Raw genomic sequence first — 21,391 nt, forward strand, 5'->3', positions numbered from 1 at the left:
GGGGATTGGTATGACGACTCAACGCCACACGGCCGGCCTGCCGCTCACCGCCGGGCAGAAGGACATCTGGTTCGACGAGAAGCTGTCCGGCGGCGGCGCCACCTACAACACCGCCATCTACTGGGACATCCGCGGGCCGCTCGACCAGCGGGTGTTCCGCGCCGCGCTGGAACGGCTCGTGGCGGAGTCCGAGTGCCTGCGCGCCCGCTTCACCGACGTCGACGGCGAGCCCCGCCAGTTCGTCGAGGAGCTCACCGAGCTGCCGCTGACCGTCACCGACGTCAGCGGCGCCGACGACCCGGCCGGGGCGGCCCGTGCGGCGATCCGCGCCGACCTGCGCGTCCCGCTCGTGCCGACGGCCGAGCCGTACGTACCGCTGTTCCGCCTCAGCGTATTCACCCTCGCCGAGGACCGCACCTTCTTCTGCCTGCTCAACCACCACCTTGTCTCCGACGGGTTCAGCTACGTCATCTACTGGCAGCGGCTGTCCGCCATCTACGAGGCGATGCTCGCCGGGACCTCCCTCGACGAGGGCCGCTTCCCGCCGCTGAGCACCCTGATCGATGCCGAGGCCGCCTACGGGGACTCCCCGCGCGCCGAGCGCGACCGCGCCTACTGGGAGGAGCGGTTCGCCGACCGCCCCGAGCCCGTCAGCCTCGCCACCCGCGACGCCGAGCCCGCGCAGGGCTTCCGGCGCGAGGAGACCGTCCTGCCGGAGGGCACCGCCGAACGGCTCCGCGCCGTCGCCTGGGACGCGCGGGTCACCTGGCAGACCGTGCTGGTCGCCGCCCTCGGCGCGTACACCCGGCGGATGGCCGGCACCGACGACGTCATCCTCTCCCTGCCCGTCACCGCCCGGGTCGGCGGCACCATGCAGGGCATACCCGGCATGGTCGTCAACTACGTGCCGCTGCGGCTGCCCGTGACGCCCGGCATGACCCGCGGCGACCTGCTGGCCGCCACGTACACCGCGTTCTCGCAGGCGCTCAAGCACCAGCGCCACCGCGTCAGCCGCATCCGCCGCGCCATGGGCCTGGCCAGCGACGACCGGCGGCCGTTCGGGCCGTTCATCAACATGATGCCGCAGATCGAGAAGCTGGCCATCGGCCCCTGCGACGCCACCCTCTACAGCCCCTCCACCGGCCTCGTCGACGACCTGGAGTTCACCGTCGCCGACAAGGGAGCCGACGGCATCGGCGTCGACCTCAGCGGCAACGAGTCCCGCTACGAGCAGGACGAGGTCCGCGCCCACCTGCGGCGCTTCACCGACTTCCTGGACCGGTTCGTCACCGCGGCCGCCGACGCGCCGCTCGACACCCTCGACCTGCTCGCCCCCGGCGAATCCGACCTGCTGGACGCCGCCCTGACCGGTCCCGTACGCGCCGAGCCCTACCGAGGCGTCGTCGAGCGCGTACGGGACCACGCCACCACCCGCCCCGGCGCACCGGCCGTCACCGACGACGGCGGCACCCTGACATACGCCGAACTCGCCGGCCGGGCAAGCGCCCTGTCCCGGCGCCTCGCGGACGGCACCGGACCGGTGGCCCTGCTCACCGAACCGGGGCGCGACTTCGTCACCGCCGAACTGGGCGTGCTCGGCTCCGGCCGCGCCTTCCTGCCCCTCGACCCGCGCGCCCCGCTGGCCCGCCTCACCGGCCTGCTCACCGACAGCGGCGCCACCTGCGTGCTGGCCGACTCCACCCACCACGCCCTCGCCCGCCGGGCGGCCGGTGACCTGCCCGTCCTGCTCCTGGACGGCGCCCAGGACCCCGCCGACGACCTCGCCCCCGTCGCCGGAGGCCCCCTGGACCTGGCGTACGTCATCTACACCTCGGGCTCCACCGGCAAGCCCAAGGGCGCCATGGTGCAGCGCGGCGGCATGATCAACCACCTGCTCGCCAAGGTCGAGGAACTGGGCCTGGACCACACCGACGCCCTCGTCCACAACGCGCCCGTCACCTTCGACGTCACCGTCTGGCAGACCCTGACGACCCTCCTCGTCGGCGGCCGCGTCCGTGCCGTCTCCCGCGACGACGCCGCCGACCCCGACGCCCTGTTCGGCGTCATCGCGGCCGAGCGCCTCACCGTCCTGGAGGTCGTGCCGTCCCTGCTGCGCGCCACCCTGGACGCCTGGGACACCACCGGGCAGGCGCCCCAACTGCCCGCCCTGCGCTGGATGATCTCCAACGGCGAGGCCCTCCCCGCCGGCCTGTGCGCCCGCTGGTTCGCCCGCCACCCGCACATCGCGCTGGCCAACGTCTACGGACCCACCGAGTGCTCCGACGACGTCACCCACGCCTACGCCCGCACCGCCGCCGACATCCGCGCCGACGACGCCTCCATGCCCATCGGCCGCCCGCTGCGCAACACCCGCCTTTACGTCCTCGGCGACGACCTGCGGCCCGTCCCGCAGGGCGTCCCCGGCGAGCTGTTCATCGCCGGCACGGGCGTCGGCCGCGGCTACCTCGGCGACCCCGGCCGCACCGCCACCACCTTCGTACCCGACCCGTTCGCCGCCGACGGCACCCGCATGTACCGCACCGGCGACCAGGTGGTGCTGCTCGCCGACGGGCAACTGCTCTTCACCGGGCGCCGCGACCACCAGGTCAAGATCCGGGGCCAGCGCATCGAGCTGGGCGAGGTCGAGGCCGCCCTGCGCGCCCTGCCCTCTGTCGGTGACGCCGTCGCCGCCGCCGTCACCGACCCGGCCGGCCACCAGCGGCTGGTCGGCTACGTGGTCACCGACGCCGACACCGCCGCCGTCCGCGAGCGGCTCGCCGAGGTGCTGCCCGACCAGATGGTGCCGTCCCTGCTGCTCGCCCTGCCCGAACTGCCCCTGACCCCGCACGGCAAGGTCGACCGCAAGGCCCTGCCCGCCCCCGACTTCACCACCGTCCACACCGGCGGCGCGCCGCGCACCGACGCCGAGCGCATCCTGTGCGAGGTGCTCGCCGAGGTCCTCGGGCTGCCCCGGATCGGCGTCGACGACAGCTTCTTCGCCCTCGGCGGCGACAGCATCAGCGCCATCCAGGTCGTCAGCCGCGCCCGCAAGGCCGGCCTGGCCGTCACCTCCCGGGACGTCTTCCAGCACCGCACCCCCGCCGCCATCGCCGCCGTCGCCCACCTGACCGGGCAGCGGGCGGAGGCGGTCATCGAGGACGGCGTCGGCGAGATCCCGCTGACCCCCGTCATCGACCAGTTCCGCGAGGAGGCCTCCCACCTCCCCGCCGCCACCCGCCAGTACGCCCAGTACGTGACCGTCTCCGTGCCCGACGGCGCCGACACCGCCCGCCTGGAGGCCGTCATCGGCGCCCTCCTCGACCGGCACGACGCGCTGCGGATGCGGCTCACCGCGCCCGTCCCGGGCCTGTGGAACCTGGAGGCCCTCCCGCCGGGCGCCGTCGCCGCCTCCGACGTGCTCACCACCGTCCCCGTGCCGGCCGGCACCGACCCGGACACGGTCCTCGCCGAACAGATCGAGGCCGCCCGCGCCGCCCTGAGCCCCGAGGACGCCCGGCTCGTACGGGCCGTGCTCCTCGACCCCGGGCCCGCCGCGCCCCGCCGGCTGCTGCTGGTCATCCACCACCTGGCCGTCGACGGGGTGTCCTGGCGCATCCTGCTCGGCGACCTCGAAACCGCCTGGCACGCCGTCACCGCGGGCCGCGACATCCGCCTCGACCCGGTCCCCACCTCCTACCGGCGCTGGGCCCGCACCCTCACCGACCACGCGCGCACCGCCGCCCGCGTCGCCGAACTCCCGCTGTGGAACGCCCAGTACGAGGGCGGTGCCGCCGAACTCGGCGACCGCCCCCTCGACCCGGCCCGCGACGTCCACGGGACCGCCGGCCGGCTGCGGATCGAGCTGCCCGCCGACCGGACGGAAGCCGTCCTCACCCGCGTACCCGCCACCTTCCACGCCGAGGTCAACGAGGTCCTGCTCACCGGCCTCGCCCTCGCCCTCACCGACCACGAACGCCGCCGCACCGGCCGCACCGCCACCCGCGCCCTGGTCGAGCTGGAGGGCCACGGCCGCGAACACCTCGGCGACGACACCGACCTGTCCCGCACCGTCGGCTGGTTCACCAGCGTCTTCCCCGTGGGCCTCGACGTCGGCGAACTCGACCGGGCGTCCGTGCGGGACGGCGGCGACGCCTGCGGCACCGCGCTCAAGCGCGTCAAGGAGACCCTGCGCGCCCTGCCCGACCACGGCTTCGGCCACGGCCTGCTGCGCCACCTCAACCCCCAGACGGCCGGCGCCCTGGCCCGCCGCGCCACCCCCCGCGTCGGCTTCAACTACCTGGGCCGCTTCAGCACGGACACAGGCGGCGACTGGGCCATGCGGGCCGGCGCCTCCGGCCTCACCGCCGCGCCCGACACCCCGCTGCGGCACGCCCTGGAAGTCGTCTCGATGACCGAGGACCGCCCCGAGGGGCCCGTGCTCGTCGCCGAATGGACCTGGGCGGACGGCCTCCTCGCCGAGGACGACGTCCGGCGCATCGCCGACGACTTCTTCCGCGCCCTCGGCGCCCTGGCCGACCACGCCGGCCGGCCCGGCGCCGGCGGCCGCACGCCCTCCGAGTTCCCCCTGGTCACCGTCACACAGGCGGAGATCGAGGCGTACGAGAACGACACCGACGGGCTCCAGGACATCCTGCCGCTCTCCCCGCTCCAGCGCGGCCTGCTCTTCCAGGCCCAGTTCGACCGGCACGGCATGGACGCCTACACCCTCCAGGTCGTCATGGACGTCGACGGTCCGCTCGACCGGTCCGCGCTGCGCGCCGCCGTCGCCGCCCTCCTCGACCGCAACCCGGGCCTGCGGGCCGCGTTCCGCGAACGGGACAACGGCGACCCGGTCCAGCTCGTCCCGGCCACCGTCGAACTGCCCTGGACCGAGACCGACCTGACCGGCGTCCCGGCGGCGGACGTCGACGCCGAGGTGAAGCGGCGCACCGACGAGGAGTGGCTGCACCGATTCGACGTCACCCGCGCCCCGCTGACCCGCTTCTCCGTGTACCGACTGGGCGAGGACCGCCACCGCGTCGTGTGGACGGCGCACCACATCCTGGTCGACGGCTGGTCGCTGTCCGCCGTCCTCGCCGAGGAGCTGGTGACGCTCTGGTCCAACGGCGCCGACCCCTCCGCGCTGCCGCCCGTCGCCCCCGTACGGGCCTACCTGGAGTGGTCCGCCGCCCAGGACAAGGAGGCCGCGCGGGAGGCGTGGCAGAAGGAGCTGGCCGGCATCGACGAGCCGACCCGGCTCGGCCCCGCCGACCGCGGCCGCGTCTCCGTCCTGCCCGAGACCCTCGCCACCGAACTGCCCAAGGCGCTGACCGACGCCGTGACCGCCTGGGCCCACGCCCACGGCCTGACCATGAACACCGTCGCCCAGGGCTGCTGGGCCGTCGCCCTCGGACGGCTCACCGGCCGCCAGGACGTCACGTTCGGCGCGGTGGCCTCCGGGCGCCCCGAGGAACTCCCCGACGTCGAGCAGATGGTCGGCGCCTTCATGCACACCCTCCCGGTGCGCGTGAAGCTCGACCCGTCGCTGACGCTCGAGGCGATGCTGGCCGACCTCCAGGACCGTCAGCTCCGCCTGGAGCGGCACCAGCACCTCGGCCTCGCCGACGTCCAGCAGGGCGCCGGGATCGGCGAGCTGTTCGACACGGTCGTCAGCTTCCACAACTACCCCTCCGGCGTGCTCGACCGCATCGGCGAGCGCATCCCGGGGCTCGGCATGCGCGCCTGGGAGGCCCGGGTCATCGCCGAATACCCCCTCGCCCTCGGGGTGTTCCCCGGCGCGCGGGCCGGTGAGCCGATGCGCCTGGAGGCCCAGTACCGGCCCGACATCTTCGGCCCCGACGAGGTGGACGCGATCCTGCGCCGCTTCACCCGCGTCCTCCAGGCCCTCGCCGACGCGCCCCGCACCACGCTCGGCACCCTCGACGCCCTCGGCGCCGACGAGCGCCGCCTGCTGCTCGACGACTGGTCCGGCGCGGCCGCCACGGCCGCCCCCGCCACCACGCGGGCCACCGACGTCTTCGAGACCCGCGCCGCCGCGGCACCGCACAAGGAGGCCGTCGTCCTCGGCGCCGACCAGGTCGCGTACGAGGAGCTCAACGCCCGCGCCAACCGCCTCGCCCGGCTCCTCGCCGACCGGGGCGTCGGCCCCGAGCAGGTCGTCGCCGTGATGCTGCCCCGCACCCCCGAGATGGTCGTGGCCGCCCTCGCGGTGCTCAAGGCGGGCGCCGCCTACCTGCCCGTCGACTCCGCCTACCCCGTGGACCGCATCGCCTACATGCTCGACGACGCCCGCCCGGTGGCCCTGCTCACCGACACGGCGACCGCCGGACGCACGGGCGCCCTCGGCGTCGACACCCTGGTCCTCGACGAGCCCGGAACGGCACAGCGGCTCGCAGCCCTGCCCGGCACGGACCTCGCCGACACCGACCGGGTGAGCCCGCCGCGGCCCGAGCACCCGGCGTACATCATCTACACCTCCGGCTCCACCGGCCGGCCCAAGGGCGTCGTCGTGGCCCACACCGGGCTGCTCGCCATGGTCGCGAGCCTCGTCGAGCGCTTCGGGCTCGACACCGGCACCCGGGTCCTCCAGTTCGCGTCCTTCAGCTTCGACGCCTCCGTCTGGGAGTTCATGCTCGCGCTGCTGACCGGCGGCACCCTGGTGATCGCCGACGAGGAGTGCCGCACCCCCGGCGCTCCGCTGGTCGACCTGATCAACCGGGCCCGCGTCAACCTCGCCGGACTGCCGCCGGTCGTCGTCGGCGGCCTGCCCGAGGGCAGCACCCTCCCCGCCGACCTGCGGCTCGCCGTGGCCGGCGAGGCCGTCCCCGCCGAGATCGTCGAACGCTGGGCCGGCCACGTCCGCCTCTACAACGGCTACGGCCCCACCGAGGCCGTCGTCAGCTCCACCGTCAGCGGCCCCCTCAGCGGCACCGGGCGCCCGCCCATCGGCCGCCCGACCACCGCCCACCGCGTCTACGTCCTGGACCGGCACCTGCGGCCCGCGCCCGTCGGGGTCGTCGGCGAGCTGTACGTCGGTGGCGGCCTCGCCCGCGGCTACCTGGCCCGCCCCGAGCTGACCGCCCAGCGCTTCGTGGCCGACCCCTTCGGCCCCGCCGGGCAGCGCATGTACCGCACCGGCGACCTGGTGCGCTGGCTCCCGCACGGCGAACTCGACTACGTCGGCCGCGCCGACGACCAGGTCCAGCTCCGCGGCTTCCGCATCGAGCTCGGCGAGATCACCTCGGCCCTGCTGGCCCAGACCGGCATCGACCAGGCCACCGTGGTCGTCCGCGAGGACGAGGCGGGCGACCGCCGCCTGGTGGCCTACGTCGTGGCCGCCGACCCCGCCGCCCTCTCGGACGCCTCACTCAGCGGCACCCTGCGCGAACGGCTCGCCCAGGTGCTGCCCGACTACATGGTGCCCTCGGCGGTCGTCGCCCTCGAAGCCATGCCGCTCACCCCGCAGGGCAAGCTCGACCGCAAGGCGCTGCCCGCGCCCGACCTCGCCGGAGCCGCCCGGGGCCGTGTCCCGCGCACGCCCGTGGAGGAGATCCTCTGCGGCCTGTTCGGCGACATCCTCTCCGTACCGCACGTCTCCATCGACGACGACTTCTTCGAGATCGGCGGCCACTCGCTGCTGGCCACCCGGCTGATCAGCCGCGCCCGCACGGCGCTGGGCGTCGAGCTGCCGATCCGCGCCCTGTTCGAGGCCCGGACCGTCAGCGCCCTCGCCGCCGTCGTCGAGGCCGCCGCCCACGCCCGGCCGCCGCTGCGGCCCGCGCCCAAGGACGCCGTACGCCCGCTGTCGTTCACCCAGCAGCGGCAGTGGTTCCTCAACCGCCGCCAGGAGCACGCCGACGGCACGTACAACACCCCGATGGCCTTCCGCCTGACGGGCCGGCTGGACGCCGCCGCCCTCCAGGCCGCCCTGACCGACGTGGCCGAGCGGCACGAGGTCCTGCGCACCGTCATCCCCGACACCGACGGCGTGCCGTCGCTGCGGGTGCTCGACGCGCGCACCGGCGGACCGGTGCTCAAGGCCCGCACGGTCACCGAGGAGGGCCTGGCAGCGGCGCTGGCCGCCGAGGCCGACCAGGGCTTCGACCTCACCGCCGAACCGCCGCTGCGCGTACGCCTGCTGTCCACCGGACCGGACGAGTGCGTGCTGCTGCTGGTCTTCCACCACATCGCCTTCGACGGCTGGTCGATCGTGCCGCTGCTCACCGACGTGTCCACCGCCTACCGGGCCCGCTGCGCCGGGCGCGCCCCGCAGTGGGCGCCGCTGCCGGTGCAGTACGCCGACTTCGCGGTCTGGCAGCGCGAGCTGCTCGGCTCCGAGGACGACCCGGACAGCGTCGTGTCGGGTCAGCTCGCCTTCTGGCGGGACGCCCTGGCCGGCCTGCCGGAGGAGCTCGCCCTGCCCACCGACTTCCCGCGCCCCGAGGTGGCCGGGTCCTCCGGTGACGTGGTGATGTTCGACCTGGAGCCCGAACTGCACGGCGCGCTGACCGACATCGCCCGGCAGACCGGCACGACCGAGTTCATCGTCTTCCAGGCCGCCCTGTCGGCGCTGCTGACCCGGCTGGGCGCCGGCACCGACATCCCGCTGGGCGTCTCGGTCGCCGGACGCACCGACGAAGCGCTCAACGACCTCGTCGGCATGTTCATCAACTCCCTGGTGCTGCGCGGCGACACCAGCGGCGACCCCACCTTCCGCGAGCTGCTCGACCGGCTCCGGGAGACCGACCTCGCGGCCTACTCCCACCAGGACGTGCCGTTCGACCAGGTCGTCGACGCGCTCAAGCCGGCCCGCTCGCTCTCCAGGCACCCGCTGTTCCAGGTGGTGCTGAGCGTGCAGAGCCACGGCGACCAGCCGCTGACCCTGCCCGGCCTGACGGTGAAGCCCGAGTACGTCGGCTCCGACCGGGCCAAGCTCGACCTGGTCATGGAGCTGCTGCCGTGGCCCGGCGAGGGCGGCATGCGCGGCCTGTTCAACTACAGCACCGACCTGTTCACCCGGGCCACCGCCGAGCGGATGGTCGCGCAGTTCCAGCAGGTGCTGCGCACGGTGGCGGCCGACCCCGGTGTCCGGCTCAGCGGCCTGGAGCTGCTGACCGGCGAGGAGCGGGAGCGGGTGCTGCACACCTGGAACGACATCGCGCGGGAGCTGCCGCCGGCGACGCTGCCCGACCTGTTCGCCGAGCGGGCCGCCCGCACCCCGGACGCGCCCGCCGTCGGGACGGGCGCCCACGCCCTGACGTACGCCGACCTCGACGCCCGCTCCCACCGGCTGGCCCGCCATCTGATCGCGACGGGCGCCGGCCCCGAGCAGGTCGTCGCCGTCGCGGTGCCACGCCCCGCCGACCGTGCGGTCGCCGTGCTGGCGGTGCTCAAGGCGGGCGCGGCTCATGTGCCGCTGGCGGCGGACGAGCCGGCCGGCCGGGTCAAGGCCCTGTTCGCCGACACCCGCCCGGTGTGCGTCCTGACCACGGCGGGCCTCGCGGGCCGGCTCCGCAGCACCGGCGTGACCACCGTGGTCCTCGACGGACCGGAGGTGCGCGCGGGCTCGTCCGAGCCGGTCACCGACGCCGACCGTACGAGTCCGCTGCGGCCCGAGCACGCCGCCTACCTGATCCGCACCGAGGACACGGCGGGCCGCCCGCGCGGCACCGTCGTCGAGCACCGGGCGGCCGCCGCCCACCTCACCTGGGCGCTGGAGACCGGCCGGGCCGCGGCCACGACCGGCCTGTTCGGCCCGCTGCTCGCCGGCACCGGCGTACCGGCCGACGAGCCGCTGCCGCTGGACTGGGCGACGCCGCAGCCGGTCACGCCCGTCCGGGGCGCCTGGAACACCCGGGTGTACGTCCTGGACGAGTGGCTCAGCCCCGTACCGCCCGGTGTGACGGGTGAGTTGTACGTCGGCGGGCCCGTGCTCGCCCGCGGCTGCGCGGGCCGGCCCGGCGCCACCGCCGAGCGGTTCGTGGCCGACCCGTTCGGCCCGGCGGGCTCACGGCTCCACCGGACCGGGGTGCGCGTCAAGTGGGACCAGGAGGGCAACCTGCTGGACCCCGGCGCGTCCGCCGCTCCGGCGCCCCTGGACGACACGGCCGCCGGGACGGGCGGCGAGCCCCTCAGCCCGGCGGAGGAGGTGCTGTGCGGGATCGTGGCGGACGTGCTGGGTGTGGAGGCGTTCGGTGCCGAGGAGAACTTCTTCGAGGCGCCGGGGGCGAGCATGGACAGCATGAAGTCGCTGCGGCTGGTGAGTCTGGCGCGCAAGGCGGGGCTGGAGGTGAGCATCGCGGACGTCTTCGTCCACCAGACGGTCCGTGCCCTCGCGGCCACCCTCACGGCGGAGCGGCTGAGCCCGGCGGAGGAGGTGCTGTGCGGGATCGTGGCGGACGTGCTGGGTGTGGAGGCGTTCGGTGCCGAGGAGAACTTCTTCGAGGCGCCGGGGGCGAGCATGGACAGCATGAAGTCGCTGCGGCTGGTGAGTCTGGCGCGCAAGGCGGGGCTGGAGGTGAGCATCGCGGACGTCTTCGTCCACCAGACGGTCCGCGCCCTCGCGGCCACCCTCACCGCCAAGCCCCCGGCCCCCGCCCCCGATCCGGCGCCGGTACCGGCGCCCACTGCCCGCCAGAGCACCCGCATCATGGCGGACGCCATCGACGCGACCGACAGCCTCGAGCACGCCGACCCGTTCGCCCCGGTGCTGTGCATCAGGCCGACCGGCAGCCGCCCGCCCGTCTTCTGCCTGCACAGCGGCGTCGGATTCGCCCTGTCGTACCTGCCGCTCACCCGCCACCTCGGCGAGGAGTACCCGCTGTACGGCCTCCAGGCGCCCTGCGTCGTCGCCGGCGCGCCGCTGCCCGGCAGCATCGAGGAGATCGCGGCCGACTACATCCGGACGATCAAGGAGGTGCGGCCCGAGGGCCCGTACCACCTGCTCGGCTGGTCCCTCGGCGGCCTGCTCGCCTACGAGATCGCCGTCCAGCTCCGGCTGGCCGGGGACGAGGTCGGCCTGGTCGCCAACCTGGACTCCTACCCGCGCACCGGCGTCAGCGACGAGCGGGACGAACAGAGCCTGCTCGCCTGGCTGCTGGAGGGCATCGGGCACCACCGGTCCGAGTTCGGCGAGCGCGACCTCGTCCCCGGGGACGTCCTCGACGCGCTGCATCGCGACGACAGCCCGATGGCACGCATGGGGGAGCAGCGCATGACCCGCATGGTGGACCTGATGATCCACCACCAGTCGCTCAACACCCGCTACCGGCCCCGCGACTTCGACGGCACGATGCGGCTCTTCCTCGCCGAGCGGTCGGAGTGGGGCGAGGCCGGCACCGGCCAGGTGGAGAAGGGCCCCGACAAGGACCGGCTCTGGAAGCCGTACTTCACCGGCGACCTGCGCGTCCACCGCCTCGACTGCACCCACGACGACATCCTCAACCCCGGCCCGCTCGCCGAGCTCGGCCCCGTCGTCGCCGCCGAGCTGGACCGGTTCCACCAGGAGCGGGACGGACGTGAGCGGTCATGACGACAGCGACGTACGAAGGAACCGGCCGCCCCGGCGCCCTGGGCGCCCTGCTCACCGAGGTCCTGGCCGTCACCGGCCGCCGGCTGCACCACCTGGGCCGGGCACCGGGACGCGTGGTCGGCGTGGCGCTCAGCCCGCTGGTGTCGATGGTGATGCTCGGCTACCTCTTCCGGGACGCCATCAGGCTCCCGGCGGGCGGGGAGTACGGCGAGTACGTCTTCGCCGGCGGTGCCGTCCAGGTCGCCCTCGCCTGCGTCGGGCCGACCGCGATCTCGGTCGCCATGGACTTCAAGGGCGGACTGGTCGACCGGTTCCGGTCCCTGCCCATCAGCCGGTCCGCGGTGCTCTTCGGGCACACCCTCGCGGACCTGCTGGTGGGGCTCCTCGGACTGGCCGTCGTCACCGGCGCCGGGCTGCTGCTCGGCTGGCGGACGCGCACCGGGGTCCTGCCGACGCTCGCCGCGTTCGGGCTCATCGCGCTCTTCGTGTACGTGATGCTGTGGCTCGGCGTCCTGCTGGCGATGACCCTGCGCAACGTGGAGACCATCAGCGTCGTCACCCCGTTCATCGTCGTGGTCCTGCCGTTCCTGTCCAACGCCTTCCTCGCCCCGCAGTCCATGCCCGCGGCGATCCGCCCCGTCGCGGAGTGGAACCCGGTCAGCGCCGTGATCGCGGCCTGCCGCGACCTGTGGGGCAACCCGGCGACCTCGGGGGGCAGCTTCCCCGCCGAGCACCCGGTGGCCGTGGCCGCCGTGACGCTCGGCGTGCTGTTCGCCGTCTGCTCCGCCGTGAGCCTTCGCCGCTACCGCACCGCGGGCTCCTGAACCCGCCGCCTGGAGGAAAACCGACCATGACCACGCAGCAGCCCGCGCCCGCGGACGCGACCGGCACCACGCCGCCACTCCCGCTCGGCGCGTACGACCTCACCGACCCGCAGACGTTCCTCGACGTCGACCCGCACGCCCTGTGGCGCCGCTTCCGGTCCGAGAGCCCGGTCCACTGGCACGCCACCGACACCCCGGTGCCCGGCTTCTGGGCGGTCTCCACCTACGCCGACGTCGTCACCATCTACCGGGACAACAAGCGGTTCACCTCCGAGCAGGGCAACGTCCTCGCCACCCTGCTCCAGGGCGGCGACTCCGCCTCCCGCAAGATGCTCGCCGTCACCGACGGCCCGCGGCACCGCGAGATCCGCAACCTGATGCTCAAGTCCTTCTCGCCCCGCGTCCTGGAACCCGTCGTCGCCGGCGTCCACCGCCGCACCCGGGAACTCGTCGCCGAGGCCCTGGAACGCGGCGAACTCGACTTCGTCACCGACGTCGCCGACCACATCCCGATCAACACCATCGGCGACCTGATGGACGTCCCCGCGGCCGACCGCGAACGGCTCGTCGAGTGGAACACCCAGACCCTGTCCCGGCACAGCTCCGAGGACAGCATGCTCGACGAGGTGATGGCCCGTAACGAGATCCTGCTCTACTTCTCCGAACTGGCCGCCGAACGCCGCCGCAACCCCGGGGACGACGTCATCAGCGCCCTCGCCACCGCCACCGTCGACGGCGAGCCGCTGTCGGAGGAGGAGATCGTCTTCAACTGCTACAGCCTCATCCTCGGCGGTGACGAGTCCAGCCGCATGTCCTCCATCGGCGGCCTCATCGCGTTCTCCGAGAACCCCGAGGAGTGGCGCAGGCTGAAGGACGGCGAGGTCTCCGTCGACAGCGCCACCGAGGAGGTGCTGCGCTGGACCACCCCCGCCATGCACTTCGGGCGCCGCGCCCTCGTCGACGTACCCGTACGCGACCAGGTCGTCCGCGCCGGGGACGTGGTCACCCTGTGGAACAGCTCGGCCAACTTCGACGAGGACGTCTTCGCCGACCCGTACCGCTTCGACATCGGCCGCACGCCCAACAAGCACGTGGCGTTCGGGCACGGACCGCACTTCTGCCTCGGTGCCTTCCTCGGCCGCGTGCACGTGAACGCCATGGTCGACGCGCTGCGCACCATGGTGTCCGGCATCCGGCTCCAGGGCCCGCCGCAGCGCCTCTACTCCAACTTCGTCCACGGCTACAGCGGACTGCCGGTCGGCCTCACCGCCGAACCGGCCGCGGACGCCGCGGCGGGGAAGGCGGGCTGACATGCGGGACACGGACATACGGGAGGAGAGGCGGACCACGGGCGGCACCACCCTGGCCGTCCTGCACATCGAGGGCGGCGTCGAGTCCTGGGACGCCGGCCGACTGGGCGAGGTGCGCCACCGGGTGGAGGAACTGCTGGCCGAGTGCGGCGCGGTGATGCTCCGCGGACCGGGCGTGGCGGACGCCGACGAGTTCCACCGGGCCGTCACCGCCTTCGGCGACCCGCTCATCGACAGCTACCGCGGCGGCAACACCCCGCGCATGGCGGTCTCCGACGGCGTGTTCACCTCCACCGAGTACCCGGCGCGCTTCGACATCTCGCTCCACAACGAGCTGTCCTACGCCCACCGCTGGCCCAGCCGGCTGTTCTTCTGCTGCCTGGTCGCGCCGGAGACGGGCGGGGCCACCCCGGTCTGCGACGGCCACGCCCTCCTGGCCGACCTGGACCCGGCGGTCCGTGCGCGCTTCGCGTCGGGCGTCGTCTACCGCCAGCACCTGCACGGCGGGCTCGGCCTCGGCAAGTCGTGGCAGGACACCTTCGAGACCGACGACCGCGGTGTGGTCGAGGAGTTCCTGGCGGCCTCCGAGGCGGAGTACCGGTGGACCGCCGAGGGCGGGCTGCGCGTCAGCCAGCACCGCCCGGGCGTCCGCGCCAACCCGCTCACCGGCCGGGACGTCTGGTTCAACCAGGCCGACCAGTGGCACCCGTCGAACCTGCCGGGCGACGAGGGGCGGACGCTGCTGTCCCTGATCGACGACGTCGACGACCTGCCCCACTGGGTGACCTACGGCGACGGCACGCCCATCCCGGAGGAGGACCTCGCCGAGGTGCGCGCGGCCGCGCGGCGCAACAGGCTCGTCGAGCCCTGGCGCCCCGGCGACATCATGATCGTCGCCAATATGTCGGTGCTGCACGGCCGGGAGGCGTACACGGGACCGCGCAAGGTCGTCGTCTCGATGACGTGACCCGCGCGAGGCGTACGTACGGAGGCCCGGTCACCGCGACCGGGCCTTCGCCGTTCCGCCGCCGCTACGACCGCGACGCGAAGACCGAGTGGCGGCCCGACTCCACCAGGCCGTCGTCGCCGAGCGGGGCGACGGTGAACCCCCGGTCGCGCAGCTCCGCGCAGAGCACGTCCAGCCGGCCCTCGGTGGCCGTGCCCGGCTCGTCGTGCACCTCCAGGGCGATCCGCCCGATCAGCGGCCAGTGCGCCTCGTCCACCCCGCGCAGCACCTCCGCCTCGGCCCGCTGCACGTCCACCTTCAGCATGTCGACGCGGTCCAGGCCCTCTTCGGCGATCACGTCCGACAGCCGCCGCGTCGGGCACACGTACGGCACCTCCCGGAACTGGTACGCCAGCATCTCGTCCAGCAGCTCCACGTCCTCGCCCAGCTCCGCCGCGGCCGGCTTGTCGAGCACCTGGCGCTTGATGAACTCCCGGTCCGCCTCGGTCTCCGCGTGCGACGAGCGGGCCGACATCGTCGTGTAGCCGGGGTAGAAAGTGAAGTCCGCCTCCCCGTCAGTGTCGGACAGCGCGCACCGGAAGAGCTTCGCCGGCACGCCGTACGCGGCCATGTTCCGCTCCAGCTTCTCGAAGACCGGAGGCAGCGGCTCGAAGGCGTGGATGCGTGCGTCCGGGCACACCGTGCGCACGAACAGCGAGTAGAGCCCGATGTTCGCCCCCACGTCGAAGACCACGGCGTCCGGCGGCAGGGTCACCCCGTCCGGGAGGTAGGCGCGGCGGACGAAGATCTCCTCGTAGAGGAACGCGGTCTCGTGGGCGTTGACGCCGGCGATCCGGCTCGGATCGATCCCCATGGCGCTCTCCTGACTGGTCGCGGACGTACGGCGGTTCCAGCGTGCCGCAGCGTGCTGACGGGGTGCTGACGCTCCGTCGCCCCCGCCACCAGGGACTTTCGCCGAATGCTTAAGGAGGTGGTTGCCTCCCTCGCGCCTCCCTAGTGTCGATTTTCCACCAACCTGCCGGAGGCACAGATGAGCGTTCTCGACGAGATCGTCGAAGGGGTGCGTGCCGATCTGGCGGTGCGCATGAAGGAGGTGCCCGAGGCGGCGCTGCGCGAGCGGGCGGCCGCCGCCGGGCCGCCGGTGGACTGTGCCGCCCTGCTGCGCACGGGGGAGGGGCCGTCGGTCATCGCCGAGGTGAAGCGGGCCAGCCCCTCCAGGGGCGCGCTCGCCGAGATCGCCGACCCGGCCGCCCTCGCCGCCGAGTACGCCGCCGGGGGCGCCGCCGTGATCAGCGTGCTGACGGAACAGCGCCGGTTCGGCGGCTCGCTGGCCGACCTGGACGCCGTACGGGCACGGGTTCCCGTCCCGGTGCTGCGCAAGGACTTCACCGTCGGCGCCTACCAGCTCTGGGAGGCGCGGGCACACGGCGCCGACCTGGCGCTGCTGATCGTGGCCGCGCTGGACCAGCCCCTGCTGGCCGACCTGGTGGCGCAGGCCACGGAGATCGGCCTGACGCCGCTGGTGGAGGCGCACGACGAGGCGGAGGCGGAGCGGGCGGTCGCCGCCGGGGCCCGGGTGATCGGCGTCAACGCCCGGGACCTGCGGACCCTGGACGTGGACCGCGGGACGTTCGCCCGCGTGGCGCCGCACCTCCCGGACGGTGTGGTCAAGGTCGCCGAGTCGGGGGTGCGCGGCCCGGTCGACGTCGCCGGGTACGCGAGCGCCGGCGCCGACGCGGTCCTGGTCGGCGAGGCCCTCGTCACGGGCCCCGTCCCCCGCGCCACGCTCGCCTCCTTCCTCTCGGCCACCCGCCGTGCCCCGGTGAGGTGAGCCCGGGGGCCACGCAGGCCCCCCGGCCCCCTCCAGCCCTCACACCGCCACCGCCACCGCCTCCGACCGTTTCGTCGTGACGGCGGCCCACCGCTCCAGGACCGCGGCCGCCGAGCCCGAGTCGATGGACTCGGCGGCCCGCGCCACACCGGAAGCCAGCCGCTCGGTGACGGAGCCCCGCCCGCCCGACGGCTCCAGCGCCGCGAGCCCCGCCGCGGCGGACAGCAGGACCGCGTCCCGCACCGGGCCGGACGCCCCGGCGAACACCTCCCGCGCCACCCGGGCGTTGTGCGCCGGGTCCCCGCCCCGCAGGTCCTCCGGACGCGCGAGCGCCATGCCCAGGTCGCGCGGGTCGAACACCTCGGCCCGCACCGCCGAACCGCTCACCGACCAGACCGTGGAGGTCGTGGTGACCGTCAGCTCGTCCATCCCGTCGTCGCCCCGGAACACCAGCGCCGACACCCCCCGCCGCGCCAGCACGCCCGCCAGCAGCGGTGCCAGCCGCGCGTCCGCCACACCCAGCGCCAGGGCCGTCGGGCACGCCGGGTTGACCAGCGGCCCCAGCGCGTTGAACACCGTGCGCACACCCAGCTCCCGGCGCGGCCCGGCCGCGTGCCGCATCGCCGGGTGGAACGCCGGCGCGAAGCAGAACGTGATGCCCGTCTCCTCCGCGACCTCCGCCACATCGGCCGGCGGCAGCCGCAGCGCCACCCCCAGCTCCTCCAGCACATCGGCCGAACCGCACGCGGACGACGCCGACCGGTTGCCGTGCTTCACCACCCGCGCCCCGGCCCCGGCCGCCACGACGGCCGACATGGTGGAGATGTTGACGCTGTTCGAACCGTCCCCGCCGGTCCCGACGATGTCCACCGTCGGCCCGGGCACCTCCAGCGGCACCGCGTGCCGCCCCATGGCCCGTACCAGGCCCTCGATCTCCTCGACCGTCTCGCCCTTGGCGCGCAGCGCCACCAGCAGCCCCGCCAGCCGGACCGGCCCGGCGGTGCCCGACATCACCTCGTCCATCGCCCAGTCGGTGTCGTCGGCGGTCAGACTCCGGCGCTCCAGCAGCGTGTTCAGCAATTCCGGCCAGTTGGGGGAAACCTGCGGTTCGGCGGTCACGGGAATTCTCCTTGGACGGCACCTGAGGAAATGTCTCCGTCCAGTCTCCGAATGACGACGAGCACCCACCAGACCACTGCCCGCCGAGATATACGGACCAATCCGAAGGGGGGAGGGCCCCCATGGCCCTGCACATGGCGGTCGAGGTCGTCAGGGATTCCGAGACATCCCTGACCGCCCAGATCCAGAGCTTCATCAAGAGAGAGATTTCCGAAGGAATTCTCCATCCCGGCACCCGCCTGCCCTCCAGCCGACGACTCGCCCACGACCTGGACGTCTCGCGCAGCGTCGTCGTCGAGGCGTACGGCCAGCTCGTCGCCGAGGGCTACCTGGAGGCCACCCAGGGCGCCGGCACCCGGGTCGTCACCCACATCGACGCCGCACCGCCCGTCGTCCCCACCCTGCTGGACGAGGGCGGCCACGTGCCCGCCGTCCGCTGGGACCTGCGCACCGGAGGCCGCAACCTGCCCGCCTTCCCGCGCCGCGAGTGGCTCGGCTGCTACCAGCGCGTCCTCCAGTCGGCCGCCCCCGCCGACCACGACTACCCGCCGCTCGCCGGCGAGCCCGGCCTGCGCGCCGAACTCGCCCGGTACCTCGGCCGGGTGCGCGGGGTGCGCGCGACCGCCGACCAGGTCATGGTCGTCGCGGGGTTCGCCCAGGCGCTCGGCCTGCTCTGCGCCGTACTGCGCCAGGACGGCACCGGCGCCCTCGGCATCGAGGACCCGGGCCACCCCGGACAGCGGCAGTTCGTCCAGGAGAGCGGGGTGCGCCCCGTCCCCGTCCCGGTCGACGAGGAGGGCATCGACGTCGAGGCGCTCGCCGGCACCGGGGTGAGCGCCGTTCTCGTCACGCCCGCGCACCAGTTCCCCACCGGCGCCGTCCTCTCCGCACGCCGCCGGGAGGCGCTGGTGCGCTGGGCACGCGACACCGGCGGCCTGATCATCGAGGACGACTACGACGGGGGCCTGTGGTACGAGCGCGGCCCGCGCCCCCTCGCCCTCCAGCGCCTCGCCCCCGACCACGTCGTCTACGCGGGCACGGCCAGCAAGTCGCTCGCCCCCGGGCTGCGCCTGGGCTGGCTCGCCGCGCCACCGGACCTGCTCGCCCAACTCCTGCGCACCCGCGCCCGCCACGACCTGGGCACCGAGAGCCTCACCCAGCTCGCCTTCGCCGAACTGCTGCGCAGCGGACTGTTCGACCGCCACCTGCGGCGCCTCAACGCCCACTGCCGGGACCGCCGCGACACCCTCGAGGAGGCGGTCCGCCGGTACCTGCCGGGCGCCCGCGTCATCGGCCGCGCGGCGGGCCTGCACGCCTACGTCGGGCTGCCGCGCGGCACCGACGAGGCGGCGCTCGTGGCGGCCGCGCTGCGCCGCTCGGTGGTGGTGCGCGGCGGCGCGGCCTACCACGTCCGCCCCCGGTGGGACGCGCCCGCCCTGGTGGTGGGCCACGCGCACCTGCCGCGCTCGGGCGTGGCGGAGGCGGTACGGGCGATCGGCGAGGCCCGCCGCCTCAGGTGAGCGCCGCCCCCGCCCGCGTACCCCGGGCGGTCGCCAGGAAGTTCTCCATCATCGTCAGCCCCCCGGTCGTCATGATGCTCTCGGGGTGGAACTGCACGCCCTCGACGGGCAGCGTGCGGTGCCGCAGGCCCATCACATAGCCGTGGTCCACGGCGACGGCCGTGGTCACCAGCTCGTCCGGCAGCGGCTCGGCGACCACCAGCGAGTGGTACCGGGTGGCCTCCAGCGTGTGGCCCAGCCCCGCGAACACCCCCGCCCCGTCGTGCCGCACCGTGCTCGTCCGCCCGTGCATCACCTGATCGGCCACCTCGACCCGCCCGCCGTGGGCCAGCGCGATCGCCTGGTGCCCCAGGCACACCCCCAGCAGCGGCACCCGCCCGGCGAACGCGTGCACCAGCTCCACGTGGCCCGACTCGGCGGGGTGACCGGGACCCGGGCCCAGGACCACCGCGTCCGGCCTCGAGGCGACCAGCTCCCCGGGGGGACGGGTCAGCGACCGCACCACCTCCGTCCGGGCGCCCAGCGTGCGCAGGTACTGGTCGATGATGTGGACGAAACTGTCGTACGCGTCGATCAGCAGCACCCTCGGCCCGCTCACGGCAGCAGCTCCTCACCGGTCAGCGCCCAGTGGGCGGCCCCCATCTTCGCCAGCGTCTCCCGCCACTCCGCCTCCGGCTCCGACTGGGCCACCATGCCCGCCGAGCTCTGCGTGGAGTACGTCGTCCCGTCGTACTCGACCGTCCGGATGCACAGCGCGAACTCGCTCCACCCACGCACGTCGGCCAGCCCGACCGCCCCCGCGTAAGCGCCGCGCCGCTCGCGCTCCAGACCGTCGATGATCTCCATGGCCCGCACCTTCGGCGCGCCGGTCATCGTCCCGGCCGGGAAGGTCGCGCGCACCGCCCGCCAGGTGTCGACGCCCTCCTCCAGCCGTCCGGACACCGTCGAGACCAGGTGAAAGACGTGCGAGTAGCTCTCCACCGCCATCAGCCGGTCCACCGGCTGGGTGCTGGGCCGGCTGACCCGGCCGATGTCGTTGCGGCACAGGTCGACGAGCATGATGTGCTCGGCCTGCTCCTTGGTGCTCTCCCGCATCTCCTTCACGCGCCGCTGGTTCTCCTCCTCGTCCGCGCCGCGCCGCGCCGTCCCGGCGATCGGGCGCATCACGATCTCGTCGCCCTCGATCCGGAAGAACAGCTCCGGGCTGGCACCGATCAGCGTGCTGCCCGCCCGGGGCATCAGGTACATGTACGGGGAGGGGTTGCGGGCGCGCAGCCGCCGGTAGACGTCGACGGGCGTCAGCGTCGTCGTCACGTCGATGCGGTGGCCGATCTGGATCTGGTAGATGTCACCGACCCGGATGTGCTCCAGGCACACCCCGGCCCACTCCAGGAACGTCTCACGGCTGACGCTGTCGCGCACCGACAGCGGGACGGGCGCCTCCGGCACGGCGGCCGGACGCCCGCCGGCCCGCTCCCGCGCGGCCTCGCCGGCCATCACCGCGACGGCGTCGGCGGTGCCCGGCGCCCGCCGCGGGAACGCGGCGCTCTCCGCCCGCAGCAGCCGCACCTCACCGGTCGTCAGGTCGTACCAGACGGTGTCCCGGAAGAGCGTGAGCGTGATGTCGGGCCCGTTCGGCGCCTTGGTCCGGGCGGGCAGCGTCTCCATGTGCCAGACCGACTCGTACGCGAACGAGGTCAGGAACCCGAAGGCGTACGACGTGTCCGGCACGTCCGTGGCGACGTCGAACAGCCCCTGCGCCCGGGCCAGCAGCTCCCACACCGCGTCGCCGTCGCCGGGCAGCTCCAGATGGTGCGCCGCCCCCTCCGGCGCCGCGGCCCCGTCCCGCAGGCCCGCCTCCGTGGCGGCCGCCACGAGGGCGTCCACCACACGGGGGGCGCCGTCGATCTCGGCGTACCCCGCGAACACCCGGATCTCCGCCAGGCGCCCGAACCCGACGGCCGCCCACCGGCGGTCGGGCTCGGCGCCGTCCGCGCTCTCGAAGAGGAACACGCCCTCCTCCCCGTGGACGGCACGCAGCCGCTCGTACACATCGAGGCAGTCGTGCCCGGGCAATCGCGTCGCGGTGACCCGCACCGCGATCCTTTCCGCTTTCCGCATGGTGAACTCCCGTCGACAGCAATGCGATCAGCAAAACAGCGCGCGCGGCGGCCGTGCCAGACCAATCAATTGCCGTTCATGCGGACCACTTGGCCAATTGCTTGACCCGGTGCGCCCGGTGCACTGAGCTGATCCGTGTTTCCACCGG

Annotated in this window: 10 protein-coding genes; 6 read left to right on the plus strand and 4 right to left on the minus strand. The window is 74.2% G+C overall.

Annotation, left to right across the window (positions count from 1 at the left end; genetic code table 11):
- The first annotated feature begins 10 nt into the window (after positions 1–10).
- Genes E2B92_RS17570 through E2B92_RS17585 form a run of 4 tightly spaced genes read left to right on the plus strand, consistent with a single transcriptional unit; the run spans position 11 to position 14,652 of the window.
- A complete protein-coding gene (locus tag E2B92_RS17570; protein ID WP_126883982.1) occupies positions 11–11,551 on the plus strand; it encodes a non-ribosomal peptide synthetase in 11,541 nt (3,846 codons plus the stop codon).
- Entirely contained in the window at positions 11,548–12,375 is an 828-nt protein-coding gene (locus E2B92_RS17575; RefSeq protein WP_126883981.1) for an ABC transporter permease, read from the plus strand. The genes E2B92_RS17570 and E2B92_RS17575 overlap by 4 nt, the downstream gene beginning before the upstream one ends.
- A gap of 26 nt (positions 12,376–12,401) precedes the next feature.
- Positions 12,402–13,685 (plus strand): cytochrome P450, encoded by a 1,284-nt coding sequence (locus tag E2B92_RS17580; protein WP_126883980.1) that lies wholly within the window; start codon positions 12,402–12,404, stop codon positions 13,683–13,685.
- A 1-nt stretch (position 13,686) separates the two neighbouring features.
- On the plus strand, positions 13,687–14,652 hold the full coding sequence (locus tag E2B92_RS17585) for a TauD/TfdA family dioxygenase (RefSeq protein WP_126883979.1): 966 nt from the start codon (positions 13,687–13,689) through the stop codon (positions 14,650–14,652).
- Between the two features lie 64 nt (positions 14,653–14,716).
- Here the strand turns inward: E2B92_RS17585 and E2B92_RS17590 are convergent, their stop codons facing one another.
- Positions 14,717–15,505, minus strand: a complete 789-nt coding sequence (locus E2B92_RS17590; RefSeq protein ID WP_126883978.1) for an FkbM family methyltransferase — start codon at positions 15,503–15,505, stop codon at positions 14,717–14,719.
- Between the two features lie 177 nt (positions 15,506–15,682).
- On the opposite strand from E2B92_RS17590, the gene trpC reads away from it, so the two are divergent.
- Positions 15,683–16,483, plus strand: a complete 801-nt coding sequence (gene trpC / locus E2B92_RS17595; RefSeq protein ID WP_126883977.1) for an indole-3-glycerol phosphate synthase TrpC — start codon at positions 15,683–15,685, stop codon at positions 16,481–16,483.
- A 39-nt stretch (positions 16,484–16,522) separates the two neighbouring features.
- Here trpC and trpD read toward each other — a convergent pair whose 3' ends face one another.
- Positions 16,523–17,602: an anthranilate phosphoribosyltransferase gene (gene trpD / locus E2B92_RS17600; RefSeq protein ID WP_399431048.1), complete on the minus strand. Its 1,080-nt coding sequence runs from the start codon at positions 17,600–17,602 to the stop codon at positions 16,523–16,525.
- Positions 17,603–17,724: 122 nt separating this feature from the next.
- Between trpD and pdxR the strand changes: the two genes are divergently transcribed.
- Positions 17,725–19,122: a MocR-like pyridoxine biosynthesis transcription factor PdxR gene (gene pdxR / locus E2B92_RS17605; protein ID WP_126883976.1), complete on the plus strand. Its 1,398-nt coding sequence runs from the start codon at positions 17,725–17,727 to the stop codon at positions 19,120–19,122.
- On the opposite strand, the gene E2B92_RS17610 is transcribed toward pdxR, so the two are convergent.
- Both E2B92_RS17610 and E2B92_RS17615 read right to left on the minus strand, forming a co-directional pair.
- A complete protein-coding gene (locus E2B92_RS17610; protein WP_126883975.1) occupies positions 19,115–19,720 on the minus strand; it encodes an anthranilate synthase component II in 606 nt (201 codons plus the stop codon). The two genes, pdxR and E2B92_RS17610, sit on opposite strands and share 8 nt — an antisense overlap.
- Positions 19,717–21,243, minus strand: coding sequence for an anthranilate synthase component I family protein (locus E2B92_RS17615; protein ID WP_126883974.1), 1,527 nt, complete (start codon positions 21,241–21,243; stop codon positions 19,717–19,719). Before E2B92_RS17615 ends, E2B92_RS17610 begins: the two co-directional genes overlap by 4 nt.
- Positions 21,244–21,391: the final 148 nt, after the last annotated feature.

The organism is Streptomyces sp. WAC05374 (genome assembly GCF_004353505.1).
GTDB lineage: Bacteria > Actinomycetota > Actinomycetes > Streptomycetales > Streptomycetaceae > Streptomyces.